Raw genomic sequence first — 12,923 nt, forward strand, 5'->3', positions numbered from 1 at the left:
ATGTGAAATATCCATCATTCCCAAGTATAACTGGGGTGAGATATGCCCCATTTTTCCACGTCGTCATTCCCGAAAGTCGTAGTCGGGAATCCGTCGTTTCTGTTGTCGTTGCTTTGTTTCATAACAACAGATCCCCGACAAAAACACTCGGGGATGACAACCAAAGCGGACTTGTCGTCATTTCTGCGAAGAAGCGGCCCGCTAGGGTCCGGCGCGGAGCGTTCGGGAATCTGTTGTTAATGTCGTTGCCGTTTTTTCTGTGATTTTATCTAAAACAACCCACTTGCATTAAGCCTTTTTTTACTGCTAAACTATATGTAGTTTAAGTTTTAAGGAGTAATATGAAAAACGGGTTTACTTTAATAGAACTGCTAGTTGTGGTACTCATTATGGGCATTTTGGCTTCGGCCGCTGTGCCGCTTTATTTTAAGGCGGTAGAGCGCGCCCGTATGATGGAAGCCGTAACACTGTTGGATTCCATTTCCCAGGCGCAGACACGCAAATATATGCAAATTAGTCGCTATACCTCGCGGGCGCAAGGGTTGGACGTTAATGCCGCCACGGGCACAAACGCAGGGGACGGAAACACCTTTTACACCAAAGGCCCACAAGGCAACGGCTTTACGGTGGCTCTTTCGGATGTGGTAACTTATGGCGACGGTTTCGCCACCGCCACCCGCACCGCTGACGGCAAGGCAGATGACGACGGTTTGTTGTATCATTACCACTTAACCCGCTTTTACGCAAGCGATTTGACCCAATGTTATGGCGACAATGAGCGCGGACGGGAATTATGCGCAGATTACTGCGGCATTAGCGAGCCTGTGGAAACTTGCTGTAATAATGGCGAAAGTACCTGCCCGCCGCCTGTTACGGGCTATGAAACCTCTGTCCATTAAAACCCTGCTTTATTTCATAACAACAGATCCCCGACAGAAACCTTCGGGGATGACGCCCAAATAGCGGAATTGTCGTCATTCCCGAGTGTTGTAGTCGGGAATCTGTCGTTATCAATTACTCTTGCCTTATTTGCTATAATGCTCCTATGGCTTTTATTTATATTCTTACCAATGCTACCAATAGCGTCCTTTATATCGGGGTTACTAATAATCTTATCCGCCGGGTGTATGAACACAGAACAAAAGTAGTTACAGGTTTTACGGAACGCTATCACTTAAATAAACTTATTTATTATGAACATTTTGCTGATATTGCCAAGGCCATAGAACGCGAAAAAACTTTGAAAAAATGGAATAGGGGTTGGAAGGAGCGTTTAATTAATGAATTTAATCCTACCTGGCGGGATTTATATGAAGAAATTTGTTTTTAGTCGTCCTTCCCGCGAAGTAGCGGCCCGCTAGGGTCCGGCGCGGAGCGTTCGGAAATCTGCCGTTATCAATGTGTTCCTGTTCCATAAAAAACCCCGCTACATTAGCGGGGGTTTTTTATCTGAAATGTTTTCTATCTCCAACGTAAGCGGTAAGTTTCTGCCCACAACTGCGCTTCCTTTAAGGTGTTGTCCACCATTTCCTGATAAATAGCCGGGGCTTCGTTTGGATAGAGTTTATGCAATTCTTGCATATGGTCAAAATAGTCAAGAATAATCGCTCTTACGCCACCCTCATCATACAGGGCCAGTTGATGATTGATGTTATGGAACATCGGGGCAAATTCCGGGTTTCCGTGGAACGGGTGGATAATGCCGGGCGCGTCGTTTTGCATTTCGCCTAAATGAACAGGGTAAGGCTTATGATTATTTTGGGACTTAATTTTCTTGCGTGTGTAGATTTCTTTCAAGGTGCTTTTGTTTACAATATGGTGTACGCCACGATAGGTGGCTACATCGCGGATTTTACGCCATTTTCTTTCGTAACCTTTGGCTACTGCACCCGGTTCTTGCGACAAGCGCACCAGTTCCTTTAAATAGCGGTAACTGCCCCATAAAGTGCTGGGTTCACGTAAAAGAGGTACTTTAAACTCCGTAGAAATAACAACCTGCGGAACGGTGGTAGCCGGCCAGTACTTGTTTTTAAAAGTAGTATTTCGGAAATACACATTGGTATATTTCGGAGCGTTCAACGCAACTACTTGTTGGGCTAATTTGGCACTGGATCTGGGGGCTGTCAAATGGCGTGTAATGCGCGGATTGGAAAGGGTTGCTATTTTGCCCACACGGTTAGGGGCAGAGCGCAACACCTTATACGCATTTTGAGAGAAGACGGCGGTGTTACTTAATAATAACGCGAAGAGAAGAACTAACAGTTTTTTCATACACTCGCTCCTTTCCTTCTTTCCCCCATTATAACAAATTTTTAGAATTTTGCAAGCAAAATTTTTATTATTTTTGGGAATTTAGTTTAAAGGAGTATTTTTCCCGTCGGGGAGAGGTAAATCTTCGTCGGAAGTGGGGATGTCTTCGATCTTTTTATCGTCGGAAGAATTGGCTAAAACAGGAGCGGAAACAGGTTGGAAAATTTTTTCGGTTTCGCCCTCTTTTTGTTCGGTCAAAAGGTCATTTTTTTGCAAATCGGCAGAATTTTCTTCCGGTTCGGCGGGTGCGGTTTCGGCTTTTGGCGCGGAATTTTCCTGTTCAGAAACGGAGGTTTGGGGCGTTTCTGCCGGGGCGGTTTCCGCATTTTCCGCAGGAGTTTGTTCTGGGACGGCTTCGGCATTTTGCGGTGTTTCTTTTTCCTCTGGCTGTGGGTCAGGCGGCAGGACGAAGGGCGGGTCCTCCGGGTCAAAAACAATGCCTTTTTCGGGCTGTTTTTCCTCGGGAGCCGCCTCTTTTTGGGGGAGAACGGGCGCGGTGGCAAATTTTACAGGTGCGGGGGCGGGATATTTCTTAATAATATCCTGTGCCGAGTCTTCAAAAAATAAGCGGCCCTTTTTCCAAGATTCATACAGTTGTTTATCCGGAGATTCCGGCCGGAAAAAATCTTTATTTGCGGTGCGGTCGGCTATGGCAAAGGCTAACAAATGCAGAACCGCGATGTCTTTACCCGTAAAGTTTTTGCGCTTTTCGTAACTGCTCACGCGCGCTAAAACCTTAATATGGCGGCCCTTTTGCAGACCCGTCATTTGGGGCATACCCTTCTTATTAAAACTGACCAAAAGCAATTCGTATGAAAGGGAATCTCCTTTCCCGGTGGCATAATAGTAAAGCGGCGCGTCTATCTTTAATACAAGGCGCAAGCGCAAGGTGTCTTCGGTAACGCCCTGCACCACACCGCCAAAAGAGACCACTTGCCCGCGGTAGGCGTCGGGGTTTTGTTCAATGCCGTTTAAATAGTCCAGGTTTTGGTCCTTATACGGAATCATTGAACTGCAAGCCGTCAGTAGGCAAGCCAGTAAAAGGGAAAGTAATCTCTTCATACCTATATTATAACTTTTCTGGCGCGGCAGGGGGTTTTTACCGTCGGGAGATTAGGAAAAAGGGTAACAAAAAAGGAAGAGGGATCTCGGCCTCTTCCTTGTAAAACGCCTAACTGCGAATACAAAATAAAAACGCCCTCTGGGAGAATCGAACTCCCCTTTTCGGATTGAAAATCCGACGTCCTAACCGATAGACGAAGAGGGCATTTAAATGTGCGCCCGGTGAGACTTGAACTCACGGCCCCCCGCTTAAAAGGCGGATGCTCTACCACTGAGCTACGAGCGCATAAAAGCAGTCAAAAAAACTATCTGGGTTTAATCATTCTTGGGTTAAACCCAACATAAATATTATACTAAAAGTTTTTCCGTTGTGCAAGAAATTTGTTTTTTCTTTTTAACTTCTTACCAGCGGCTCTTTTCTTGATAATTTATTATAACACTTTTTCCGGTTTTGCGTCAAACATATTTTTGTGCTAAAAAGTTTGACAACCCCCGCCCCTCTTGCTACCATATAACAAACGGGTTTTATGCCCGAAATTATTTGTGAGGGGTATATGAAAAAAGTTATCAATTCTAACAATGCGCCCAAAGCCATTGGGCCTTATTCCCAAGCCGTAGAGGACGGCGGTTTTATTTTTACGTCCGGTGTGCTGCCGGTGGACCCGGTTACAGGTGAAATTTACAACGGTGATGTTCAGGTGCAAACCGAACTTATTTTAAATAATTTGGAAAATATTTTAAAAGAAGCCGGATGCTCGTTAAAACACGTTGTCAAAACCACCGTGTATATGACCGATTTAACCAAGTTTGCGGAAATGAACGCGACTTATGCGTCTTTCTTTAAAGAAAATCCGCCCGCCCGCAGCACAATTCAGGTAGTGGCCTTGCCGAAAGGCAGTGCGGTGGAAATTGAAGCCATCGCCAAAAAATAATATGACCATACAGGACCAAGTGCTTTCCGGGCGCTTAAACGGTATTTTGTTGCCTCTTTCCGCTATGAAGACGGAGCGTGATTGGGGTGTGGGCGATTTTGCTTCCTTAATAGAGTGGACGGAATTTTTTGCTTCGTTAGGGACAAAAATCGTGCAAATTTTGCCGTTACAGGAAACGGCCCCCGGCGAAACGTGTCCGTATTCGGCATTGAGTGCTTTTGCCACCGACCCGGTGTATGCAGATATTTCGTCGGTAGAGGATATTTGCGCGAGCCAAGAGGCCTCGGCATATGTATCTTCTTTGTCGGACAATATTGCCGCGTGGCACCAAGCCAAACGTGCGCCGTTTAATGCGGTGAAGCAGGCGAAATTAAGGGCTTTGTGGCTGGGATATAAGCATTTTTTACAAGCAGAAGCCGCCGTTAATTCCGCGCGTTTTCAAGCCTTTGAAGCATATCAGGCCGCACAGTCCGGCTGGTTGCACGGGTATGCACTGTTTCGCGCGGTAAAGGAATTTTACAAATGGCAAACATGGACCGCTTGGCCCGACGGCCTTAAAAATTTTGAGCCTGGTGCGGTAAATGCTTTTGAAGCCAAATATCGCGAATATGTCAATTTCTTTGCGTATGTACAATGGATTTTGGACTTGCAACTGCGTAAAGCCAAAACGGCTGCGCAAGAAAAAGGAGTGCTGATTTTCGGCGATATTCCTTTTGGTACCAATTTGGATAGTGCCGAAGTGTGGTCCGAGCGGGAAAATTACCGCTTGGGGTATGAAATCGGTGCGCCTGCGGACCAGTTTTCCAAGGGCGGCCAACGCTGGGGCTTGCCGGCCTATGATTGGCAATATCAGCACAGCCATCATTTAACCTTGTGGCGGCGCAAAATCCGCCGGGTAACAGAACTGTATGATATCTTCCGGCTGGACCACCTGGTGGGGTTTTTCCGCACCTATGTTTTTGCACCGGGCGACGAGCAAGGGGGCTTTGATATTCAGGGCGAGCAAAACCAAATTGACCGCGGGTATAATTTCTTGCGTATGGTGTTAGATGAAGCCAAGGGAAAGTTGCCCGTAGGCGAGGATTTGGGCGTAATCCCCAATTATGTCCGCCGGATGTTGGTGGATTTGCGTATCCCCGGCTACAAGGTGTTGCGCTGGGAGCGCGAGGACAACGGATACTACCGTGAACCGCGCAATTATCCCGCTGTATCCTTGGCCACCACCTCTACGCACGATACGGAAACGGTGCGCGGTTGGTGGGAAACAATGGACCAACGCGAGCGCGCGAATATTTGGGAAATGATTTCTGCCCAGAAAACAGACGGAAATGTGCCCTTTAATTTGGACACCCAGCGCGCTATTTTGCGCCGTGTGTTGGATTCCAATTCCGCCATTACGCTTTTTTCGTGGCAAGATATCATCGGTACAACGGACCGCGTGAATACCCCCGGAACGGTGGGCGAGCAAAATTGGACTTACCGCAGTGAATATACACCCTATCAAGCCGCCGAAACATATAGCGTGCAACTGGCTATGTATAAGGAATTGTTAAAGGAAACGGGCCGCAACTAAACGCTGGCCCGACCTTTGCTTGCTAGTAGTGTAGTACAATAAAAAAACCGCTTTGATGCGGTTTTTGATAAGGACAAAGAAGTTTATTTTTTTGTATCAGCCGCTTTCTTTTCGGGAGCGGCTTTTTTATTGGCTGTTTGTTCGCTGGTGGTTGGGGTGTTTTCCGCTTCCGCTTTTTCTGCCGCAGGTTTGGGGAAAAGTTCATCAGCCAGTTGCTCGGCGTATAAACGCGCGGCATTGTACTCCTCGGTGGCTTTTATAAATTGGGCCGAGGGGCGGTTGGTATCTGTATTTTTGGCAATTTCCAGTTCAAGCCGCGCTTTTTTTAATTCAAAATCTTCTACCGCCAGGCGCAGGCGGATTTGGTTAACCAAGCGGTTCTTTTCTTCATTTACCACCGCCGGGCAGGCTTTTAGGGCATCATTTAAAATAAGTAAATTGCGGGTGGCCGCCTCGCGCGTGGAGGTTTGTAAGGCGGGATTATCTTGCGTCAGCGGGGGGACGGAAACCGTGGCCGACAGCGTGGCTGCACGCTCCGGCAGGAACATATTTCCTACCAGCATTCCGCCCACGAACAAAAGGGCCATTGTAAAAAGATATAAAATATAGCGCATAAAAAATCCCTATATATATTTTATCAAAATGGCGAAATATTACTATAATAAAAATACAAAGATATTTTTTAAGGGAGCGTTTTATGGCGAGAATTAAATTTGGCAAGCAAGGACATTTGGAGTTGGAAATTTCCCCTTTAACTATTTGGTCTAACCCCGGCAGCGAAGGGGAATTTATGGAATACCAAATCGGGTTGTATTGCGGGGGAGAAAGTATTTTCAGCGAAAAATGGACCGATAAATTAGTGGCATTAAAGGACGAGGAAAATATTTATTTATCCGATTTTATTGCCGAAACGCTCACCGAACGCAAAGAGAACAACTGGACGATGTTGGAGCCTAAGGTGTCCTTGTATATGCACCCGGGGCAGACTGCGGGATGCTGTTCGGCCTTTAACCGCCCGGACCCGTTTATTTTGCAGGTAACATTGGAGCAAAATATTTTTGCGGGCGAGAACAAAGTGTTTGGGCCTTACTCCAATACGGGGCTGACGATAACCTTTGAAGCGGACGGAAAGGCGTGGGCACAATTTGCGCAAGACATCCGCGCCGAGGAAGAAGATTTTGACGAGGAGGACGAACAAGAGGACCCGTATCGCAGTTAGTTTTCCGGCAAATCAGATATAAGAACGCCCCGTTTTTACGGGGCGTTGTCATTTAAAAGCAATTAAATTTCCAAACTTTCCAAATCGTCCGGTACATAAATGTCGCCGGAAAATTCCTTTTTGGCTTCGGCTGTGTAAAGGGCTTTGCGTGCGGAAAGATTATTGTCCTGCGTGTGGTACAAAATTAAGTTCTTGGCGGACAGTTCCCGCGCTACACGCGCCGCATCCAAGGCGGTAGAGTGGTGCTTTTCATATGGTTTAAACTTTTCCCGCTCCCCATACAGGCAGAACGCTTCTGACAGTAAATAATCAGCCTCTTTGGCATAGGCCAAACAAGCCGGGTTATATGGTTCATCTCCTAAACAAACCAAAATTTTCCCGTCAGGAAGTATCAGCCGGTAGCCAAATTGTTTGGTTTTGGTGGATAAAATATCAAAGGCTGTTGCGTGAAAAGGGCCGGCCTGAAAGGCCTCGCCGTTTGTTAGCCGCACAAATTTTATGCCGTTATCCAGCACTGCTTGTAACTTGGCGGTTAAGGTCATTTGGCAGAAGGCGCGCAGTTTCTGTTCGCACTCGTCGTGGCAGAAAATCGTTAGCCCCGGGTGTTTGCCGCGGGTGTAGAGCGATGCAGCCAAGCGGATAATCCAAATTACACCTAAAATATGGTCGGTGTGTCCGTGAGTTAAAAATAAATGGCGGATAGATGAAACGGAAATATCGGCTTTTTCCAACTGGGCCAAAATGGTGTTTCCGCCGCCTGCATCGGTGAGGAAAGTGTCGCCTGCGTATTGTAGGGCAAAGCAAGTATTATAACATTTGGTAACGAGCGCGTTACCCGTTCCTAAAAAAGTAATTTTTGTATTCATAAAATAAGAAAATCTTGTGCTGGGTTTCGGATTCCAGGTTAAAATGCCACTGCCCCTAGTTTCCGGTTTTCCAATTCCAAAATAGCGGTCCTTTTTCAAACTAAAACTAGTTTGTTCTAGGCGCGAAGGGGGCTTCGGCTTCCGGTCATTTTACTGATGTAAAATGCATGCAGTCTGGGCTCGCGGTTTTTGCCTTGTGCGCCGCGGAACCGTAAGCGCACAAACAAAAACATCGCTCCGCCTTTCGAATTCCTACGCAACACCAACTGCTTGGTGTTGCTCCAACTATCCTGTAAATTAAAATCCTCGCATATGCGAGGGATTTAATTTACAACGGAGAGGGAGGGATTCGCCCTGCATAAATTTCCTGACGGAAATTTTGCCCGGGCCCGCCCTCATTGTGTTCGCCTTTCGGCCAATGGCCTCAAACTCACACCACATTGCGGGCTTCAAATCCCTGCGGCATAAAGTCATTTATGCCGCACCTCATATTTTCATAGAAATCAAAAATCCTGCTCGCGCAGGGTTTTCAATTTCTACGGAGAGGGAGGGATTCGAACCCTCGGTGGGTTGCCCCACGCCAGTTTTCAAGACTAGTGCCTTAAACCACTCGGCCACCTCTCCATATTCTTTTATTTTATTAATTTTCGCGGTTCCTTGCCTAGTCTGTTTTCTGCCCGGCGGGGCTCCGGCCAAATTGGTATAATACATATAAGAGGTATTATATGGAACAACAATCTGCGCCTAAAATCGTTTACCGCTTTGGGAACGGGGTGTATATCAACTTAACAAACCGCTGCCCCAACTTGTGTGCCTTTTGCATAAAAACCAAGTGGCATATGGATTTTCACGGGAACAATTTAAATTTGTCTGCGGGCGAACCGTCGTCTAATGAGGTTCTCTGCGCCTTGGAACAGGAACTCAAAGCCGCCCCATTTAAAGAGGTGGTTTTCTGCGGTTATGGTGAACCGACAATGCGCCTGGACGTGCTTTTGTTTGTGGCGCAAACACTCAAAGGCTGGATGGCCCAAGCCAAATTTCCACCCTTTAAAATCCGTCTGAATACAAACGGGTTAGGCAATTTAATTAACCATAAAAATATCGTGCCTGACTTGCGCCGCGTGGTAGATATTGTAAATGTCAGTTTGAATGCCGAAAACGAATCTGTTTGGCGAAAAATCGTCCGTCCGGTATCCGGCTTTGAGAACGGCTACGAGGCCGTGCGCGAATTTATCCGTCTGTGTGCTGCGGCGCATTTTGACCGTCTGGTAGCCAGTTGCGTGGACAAAACGGGTGCGGATGCCGAGGCCGTCAAAAAAGTGGCCGAGGCCGACGGTGCTGTCTTTTATTTAAGGAGTTTTTTAGATGCCCAAGATTAAAAGGCCCGGTGCCCTTTTTGTGCTGTTTTTGATTTTAATAGCACTCGTGCTGACTTGGTTTTTTGCCGTGTCGGAGGATTATTATGATTATGCCGCCGATACGATTGAAAGTTCCGCCTCCGTGGCGCCGCTTAATAAAGAAAGTCTGTTGGCAAGTGCTAAACCGGTGCGCCAACCGTATGATACCGAGGTCAAATACCGCAAATTTTATTTGACGGCCCCCGGGGCGCAAAAGGTGGAATTATTGGCGGATTTTAACCGTTGGGGAAAAGACCCTATCGTGCTAAAACCGTACCGCAAGGGGTATTTTGAAACCTCTGTCGCGCTGACGGGGGGAGAATATAAATATGTATTTTCGGTGGACGGGCGTGATGTATTGGACCCCGTAAACCTGGACCGCCGCGAAGTGGACGGCCGCGAAATTTGCATCAAAACGGTGAAATAATGAAAACAGCGGAAATAAAAACACACTCCCGCGCGCAAACCTTGGCTCTTGCCGAGCGGTTTTCTTCTGCGCTTAAAGGCGGGGAAATTGTTTTCCTGCGCGGACCTATCGGCGCCGGCAAAACCGTGTTTGTAAAGGGTATAGCGGCGGCTTTGGGACTGAAAAGTTCGCCCACCAGTGCCAGTTTCAGTTTGATGAAGGAATACAAAAATAAAAAGCATCGCCTGTTTCATATTGACTTGTTCCGCTTGGAGGAAGGCGAAGTGTTTAACCTCGGCTTTGAAGAAATGTTGGAAGATGACAATGCCATTATTTTGGCCGAGTGGCCGGACCCGATTCGCCAGATGTTGCCGGCGGACCGGTTGGAAATGGATTTTATTTTAAAAGAAGGCGACGAACGCGAGATTAAATTGCAATCTTTTGGGCGCGTGTCGGATGCGTTGTTGGAGGCATTATGCAAAGCCGCGAAAAATTAACTTTGGGGATGGATACGTCTGGTTCTCCTTTGCTTTTGACTGTAAAAAAGGGGGACAAAATCTTTTCCGTGCGCCGCAAAGGCGTCAAACAGGAAAAACTACTCTTTCCCGCCTTGGAATCCTTGCTTGCGAAAGCCGGGGCGCAAATGGAAGATATTGGACAAATTTTTATCATCCGCGGCCCGGGGCGTTTTACCGGGATTCGTATTTCGCTCACGTTTGCTTCTATGATGCAATTTTTGAATAAAACACAGGTTCGCGGGGCGACTATGTTTGAGGTCCTTTGCCGCCAGGCCGAATCCTCCCGTGCTTTTGCTGCCTGGAAAAAGCAAAATCCACAGGGCGCATTGGCGGTGGTTTTGCACGCGTTTAGAGAAGAATACTTTTTGCAAATTTTTGATGAGGAAAAGAAAGGCCCGGCTTGGCTGTCCCGCGAGGAGTTATTAAGCCGATTGTCTGCCTATGGCAAGCCGCTTTTCTTGGCGGGTAGCGATAAAGACGCTCATCCCCTTTCCGGATTGGTGGGCAATTCGTATGCCTTTGCTAGTGAAAAGGACTGCTTTGTCCGTCCGGCTACTTTACTTGAAATGGCGCAAGAGGACTCTTGGAGCCAAAATGCGTTGGAACCGCTTTATTTAAAGCCTGCCCGTTTTGAACTGGTGCAACCCAAATGAAGTTGCGCCCGGCCGTTGCGTTAGATGCCCCCCGGTTGGCGCAGATAGAAGAGGCCCAGCCGATGAGTGCGCATTGGGGCGAAAAAGGCTTGGCGGGCGAAATTATACACCCGTTTGCGCAGGTGTGGTGTGCGGAGGAAAACGGCGAAGTATTGGGCTTTTTGGCCTTGCGTTTGGCGGCTGGATTTTGTGAAATATTAAACTTGGCCGTATGCCCGCAGGCTTGCCGACGGGGGATAGGCTTTTTACTGCTATCCAGGGCCTTTGCCGAAGTCCGCGCCCGAGGAGGGCAGACGGTTACGCTGGAAGTAAATGTGCGCAATATACCGGCGATTTCTCTCTACCAAAAAGCAGGACTAAAAGAAACGGGCCGCCGGGAAAAGTTTTATAACGATACCGACGATGCGCTGATTATGGGGGCAGAGTTATGAAAAAAATTTTAATATGGGCCTTGTGTGCGGTGTGTTCCCCTGCGTTTGCCTTGCCGCTGACGGCTGAAAGCCGGCAGGAAGCGCGCCAAATAAATGCTTTTTTAAAGGCGGTCTATGCACAACGCACTAATGATAATGCTTCCTTTGCTTTATTACAGCAAGCCTTAAAACTTTCCCCGGATTCTGCCTATATCAAACGGCTTTTAGTGGCGCAGGCATTGGCTGAGGGCAAGCCGGAATTGGCTCAGCCGTATGCTGATTTTGTGCCCGCAGACTCCACGGACCCCGAAGATTGGACCGTTTACGGCGCGTACCAATGGAAATTGGGACAGGTGGAGGAGGCTGAAAAAGCCTACGAAAAAGCCCTGGCGCTTGCGCCGGAAAATTCGCAGGTTTTGTATCAGTATGCGTCGCTTTTATCTTCTTTGGGGAGTATGCAGGCGGCGGCTAAACTGCTGGAACTGGCAGAAAAATACCCGGCTCTGGCGGCGGATATTTATACGGCGGCCGGAAATATTTACGGGCGCAGTAAGCAGTACCAACAGGCTTTGGCCTATTACGACAAGGCTCTTGCCGTATCCCCCAAAGATCCGGCGGCGATGTTGGGCCGCGCCGAAGTATATGAAAAAACTTCCCAATATTTTTTAATGCTGCACGAACTGGAAGAATTGGAAAAAATCGGCTACGGTTCGGCGGCTACATATTCGCGTATGGGTTCTGTCTTTTTGCTGGTAAAAGATTTGCCCAAGGCCGAAACCTACTTTTTAAAGGCTAAGGCCGATGATAACGGGGATATTCCCACCTCGTACTTTTTGGCTTTGATTGCGGAGCAAAAAGGTGATTATGCCCGCGCTGCCGGCTATGTAAGGGATGCGGCAGACTACAACGAAAATGCTTCCAAATGGGTGCAAGTCAGTTTTTATTTACAGCGGTTGAATCAGCCGCAAGAAAGTTTAAAGACTTTGGCGCAGGCTTACCAAAAATTCCCGGGTAATGTAGAGGTTGCGTATTTTTATGGGGTGGCTTTAAATGATAATGCACAATATAAGAAAGCCGCGCGCGTGTTGGAGCAGGTGTTGGATACCAATCCTTCTTACACCGAAGCCCGGATGCAGTATGCCTATGCGTTAGACGGACTTAAAAAGTATAAGGCACTAGAAGAACAGTTGGAAATGTTGATAGGCGAAAATCCGCAAAATGCGGCGGCTTTAAATTTGTATGCGTATTCGTTGGCGGAGCGCGGTGTGCGTCTAAACGAGGCCTCCGGGTATGCGGCCCGAGCATTAGCTGTAAGCCCGCAAGATGCTTCTTTTATAGATACAATGGCTTGGATTTATTTTAAACAAAATAAACCCGATTTGGCGCGCGATTTATTTACTTCTCTTGATACAGAAACATTCTCTGCCAACGCAGAAATTGCGTACCATTACGGAGCCGTTTTGGTGGCTCTGGGTCAACAGACCGAAGCAAAAAAATATTTGGAACTGGCCCGCCGTGAAATAAAAGCCGCAGAAAAGTTATACAAAAAAATAAAGTAAAAAAACGCGCTCTTTTGG

The 12,923-nt window shown here is 47.4% G+C and carries 15 protein-coding genes and 3 tRNA genes; 11 read left to right on the forward strand and 7 right to left on the reverse strand.

Annotated elements, in window-relative coordinates:
• Window positions 1-341: 341 nt before the first annotated feature.
• A complete protein-coding gene (locus ACZOTW_RS02565) occupies window positions 342-899 on the forward strand; it encodes a type IV pilin protein (RefSeq protein WP_483997408.1) in 558 nt (185 codons plus the stop codon).
• A 146-nt stretch (window positions 900-1,045) separates the two neighbouring features.
• The gene (locus tag ACZOTW_RS02570; protein ID WP_428039450.1) at window positions 1,046-1,330 is read left to right on the forward strand and encodes a GIY-YIG nuclease family protein; all 285 of its coding nucleotides are present in this window, start codon (window positions 1,046-1,048) and stop codon (window positions 1,328-1,330) included.
• A 131-nt stretch (window positions 1,331-1,461) separates the two neighbouring features.
• On the opposite strand, the gene ACZOTW_RS02575 is transcribed toward ACZOTW_RS02570, so the two are convergent.
• The 4 genes from ACZOTW_RS02575 to ACZOTW_RS02590 form a co-directional block, all read right to left on the reverse strand.
• Window positions 1,462-2,271: a hypothetical protein gene (locus ACZOTW_RS02575; protein WP_483997409.1), complete on the reverse strand. Its 810-nt coding sequence runs from the start codon at window positions 2,269-2,271 to the stop codon at window positions 1,462-1,464.
• An 81-nt stretch (window positions 2,272-2,352) separates the two neighbouring features.
• Window positions 2,353-3,372 (reverse strand): hypothetical protein, encoded by a 1,020-nt coding sequence (locus ACZOTW_RS02580; RefSeq protein WP_483997410.1) that lies wholly within the window; start codon window positions 3,370-3,372, stop codon window positions 2,353-2,355.
• 133 nt (window positions 3,373-3,505) lie between these two features.
• A tRNA-Glu gene (locus ACZOTW_RS02585) sits at window positions 3,506-3,577 on the reverse strand.
• 9 nt (window positions 3,578-3,586) lie between these two features.
• Window positions 3,587-3,658 (reverse strand) — tRNA-Lys (locus tag ACZOTW_RS02590).
• A 268-nt stretch (window positions 3,659-3,926) separates the two neighbouring features.
• On the opposite strand from ACZOTW_RS02590, the gene ACZOTW_RS02595 reads away from it, so the two are divergent.
• Together ACZOTW_RS02595 and malQ are read left to right on the forward strand one after the other, a co-directional pair.
• Window positions 3,927-4,304 (forward strand): RidA family protein, encoded by a 378-nt coding sequence (locus tag ACZOTW_RS02595; protein WP_177748372.1) that lies wholly within the window; start codon window positions 3,927-3,929, stop codon window positions 4,302-4,304.
• Window position 4,305: 1 nt separating this feature from the next.
• A complete protein-coding gene (gene malQ, locus ACZOTW_RS02600; RefSeq protein WP_483997411.1) occupies window positions 4,306-5,877 on the forward strand; it encodes a 4-alpha-glucanotransferase in 1,572 nt (523 codons plus the stop codon).
• A gap of 83 nt (window positions 5,878-5,960) precedes the next feature.
• Here the strand turns inward: malQ and ACZOTW_RS02605 are convergent, their stop codons facing one another.
• Entirely contained in the window at window positions 5,961-6,491 is a 531-nt protein-coding gene (locus ACZOTW_RS02605) for a hypothetical protein (protein WP_483997412.1), read from the reverse strand.
• An 83-nt stretch (window positions 6,492-6,574) separates the two neighbouring features.
• Here ACZOTW_RS02605 and ACZOTW_RS02610 point away from each other — a divergent pair, with 83 nt between their 5' ends.
• Window positions 6,575-7,096, forward strand: coding sequence for a hypothetical protein (locus ACZOTW_RS02610; RefSeq protein ID WP_177748365.1), 522 nt, complete (start codon window positions 6,575-6,577; stop codon window positions 7,094-7,096).
• A gap of 62 nt (window positions 7,097-7,158) precedes the next feature.
• Here the strand turns inward: ACZOTW_RS02610 and ACZOTW_RS02615 are convergent, their stop codons facing one another.
• Complete coding sequence (locus ACZOTW_RS02615) at window positions 7,159-7,962, reverse strand: MBL fold metallo-hydrolase (protein ID WP_483997413.1); 804 nt, start codon at window positions 7,960-7,962, stop codon at window positions 7,159-7,161.
• A 539-nt stretch (window positions 7,963-8,501) separates the two neighbouring features.
• Window positions 8,502-8,586 (reverse strand) — tRNA-Ser (locus ACZOTW_RS02620).
• Between the two features lie 101 nt (window positions 8,587-8,687).
• Here ACZOTW_RS02620 and ACZOTW_RS02625 point away from each other — a divergent pair.
• Genes ACZOTW_RS02625 through ACZOTW_RS02650 form a run of 6 tightly spaced genes read left to right on the forward strand, consistent with a single transcriptional unit; the run spans window position 8,688 to window position 12,905 of the window.
• On the forward strand, window positions 8,688-9,341 hold the full coding sequence (locus ACZOTW_RS02625) for a TatD family nuclease-associated radical SAM protein (RefSeq protein ID WP_428037314.1): 654 nt from the start codon (window positions 8,688-8,690) through the stop codon (window positions 9,339-9,341).
• Window positions 9,328-9,786 (forward strand): glycogen-binding domain-containing protein, encoded by a 459-nt coding sequence (locus ACZOTW_RS02630; protein ID WP_177748360.1) that lies wholly within the window; start codon window positions 9,328-9,330, stop codon window positions 9,784-9,786. Before ACZOTW_RS02625 ends, ACZOTW_RS02630 begins: the two co-directional genes overlap by 14 nt.
• On the forward strand, window positions 9,786-10,262 hold the full coding sequence (gene tsaE / locus ACZOTW_RS02635) for a tRNA (adenosine(37)-N6)-threonylcarbamoyltransferase complex ATPase subunit type 1 TsaE (RefSeq protein WP_483997414.1): 477 nt from the start codon (window positions 9,786-9,788) through the stop codon (window positions 10,260-10,262). The genes ACZOTW_RS02630 and tsaE overlap by 1 nt, the downstream gene beginning before the upstream one ends.
• The gene (gene tsaB, locus ACZOTW_RS02640; RefSeq protein ID WP_483997415.1) at window positions 10,241-10,936 is read left to right on the forward strand and encodes a tRNA (adenosine(37)-N6)-threonylcarbamoyltransferase complex dimerization subunit type 1 TsaB; all 696 of its coding nucleotides are present in this window, start codon (window positions 10,241-10,243) and stop codon (window positions 10,934-10,936) included. Before tsaE ends, tsaB begins: the two co-directional genes overlap by 22 nt.
• Window positions 10,933-11,367, forward strand: a complete 435-nt coding sequence (locus tag ACZOTW_RS02645; RefSeq protein WP_177748354.1) for a GNAT family N-acetyltransferase — start codon at window positions 10,933-10,935, stop codon at window positions 11,365-11,367. Before tsaB ends, ACZOTW_RS02645 begins: the two co-directional genes overlap by 4 nt.
• Window positions 11,364-12,905, forward strand: a complete 1,542-nt coding sequence (locus ACZOTW_RS02650) for a tetratricopeptide repeat protein (protein ID WP_483997416.1) — start codon at window positions 11,364-11,366, stop codon at window positions 12,903-12,905. The genes ACZOTW_RS02645 and ACZOTW_RS02650 overlap by 4 nt, the downstream gene beginning before the upstream one ends.
• Window positions 12,906-12,923 lie beyond the last annotated feature (18 nt).

The sequence above is a fragment of the Candidatus Avelusimicrobium sp. genome (genome assembly GCF_056976295.1).

What these genes read in the sequence shown, in the direction of transcription:
- ACZOTW_RS02565 (WP_483997408.1), top strand. Translation starts at nt 342, where the DNA reads ATGAAAAACGGGTTTACTTTAATAGAACTGCTAGTTGTGGTACTCATT.
- ACZOTW_RS02570 (WP_428039450.1), top strand. Translation starts at nt 1,046, where the DNA reads ATGGCTTTTATTTATATTCTTACCAATGCTACCAATAGCGTCCTTTAT.
- ACZOTW_RS02575 (WP_483997409.1), bottom strand. Translation starts at nt 2,271, where the DNA reads ATGAAAAAACTGTTAGTTCTTCTCTTCGCGTTATTATTAAGTAACACC.
- ACZOTW_RS02580 (WP_483997410.1), bottom strand. Translation starts at nt 3,372, where the DNA reads ATGAAGAGATTACTTTCCCTTTTACTGGCTTGCCTACTGACGGCTTGC.
- ACZOTW_RS02595 (WP_177748372.1), top strand. Translation starts at nt 3,927, where the DNA reads ATGAAAAAAGTTATCAATTCTAACAATGCGCCCAAAGCCATTGGGCCT.
- malQ (WP_483997411.1), top strand. Translation starts at nt 4,306, where the DNA reads ATGACCATACAGGACCAAGTGCTTTCCGGGCGCTTAAACGGTATTTTG.
- ACZOTW_RS02605 (WP_483997412.1), bottom strand. Translation starts at nt 6,491, where the DNA reads ATGCGCTATATTTTATATCTTTTTACAATGGCCCTTTTGTTCGTGGGC.
- ACZOTW_RS02610 (WP_177748365.1), top strand. Translation starts at nt 6,575, where the DNA reads ATGGCGAGAATTAAATTTGGCAAGCAAGGACATTTGGAGTTGGAAATT.
- ACZOTW_RS02615 (WP_483997413.1), bottom strand. Translation starts at nt 7,962, where the DNA reads ATGAATACAAAAATTACTTTTTTAGGAACGGGTAACGCGCTCGTTACC.
- ACZOTW_RS02625 (WP_428037314.1), top strand. Translation starts at nt 8,688, where the DNA reads ATGGAACAACAATCTGCGCCTAAAATCGTTTACCGCTTTGGGAACGGG.
- ACZOTW_RS02630 (WP_177748360.1), top strand. Translation starts at nt 9,328, where the DNA reads ATGCCCAAGATTAAAAGGCCCGGTGCCCTTTTTGTGCTGTTTTTGATT.
- tsaE (WP_483997414.1), top strand. Translation starts at nt 9,786, where the DNA reads ATGAAAACAGCGGAAATAAAAACACACTCCCGCGCGCAAACCTTGGCT.
- tsaB (WP_483997415.1), top strand. Translation starts at nt 10,241, where the DNA reads ATGCAAAGCCGCGAAAAATTAACTTTGGGGATGGATACGTCTGGTTCT.
- ACZOTW_RS02645 (WP_177748354.1), top strand. Translation starts at nt 10,933, where the DNA reads ATGAAGTTGCGCCCGGCCGTTGCGTTAGATGCCCCCCGGTTGGCGCAG.
- ACZOTW_RS02650 (WP_483997416.1), top strand. Translation starts at nt 11,364, where the DNA reads ATGAAAAAAATTTTAATATGGGCCTTGTGTGCGGTGTGTTCCCCTGCG.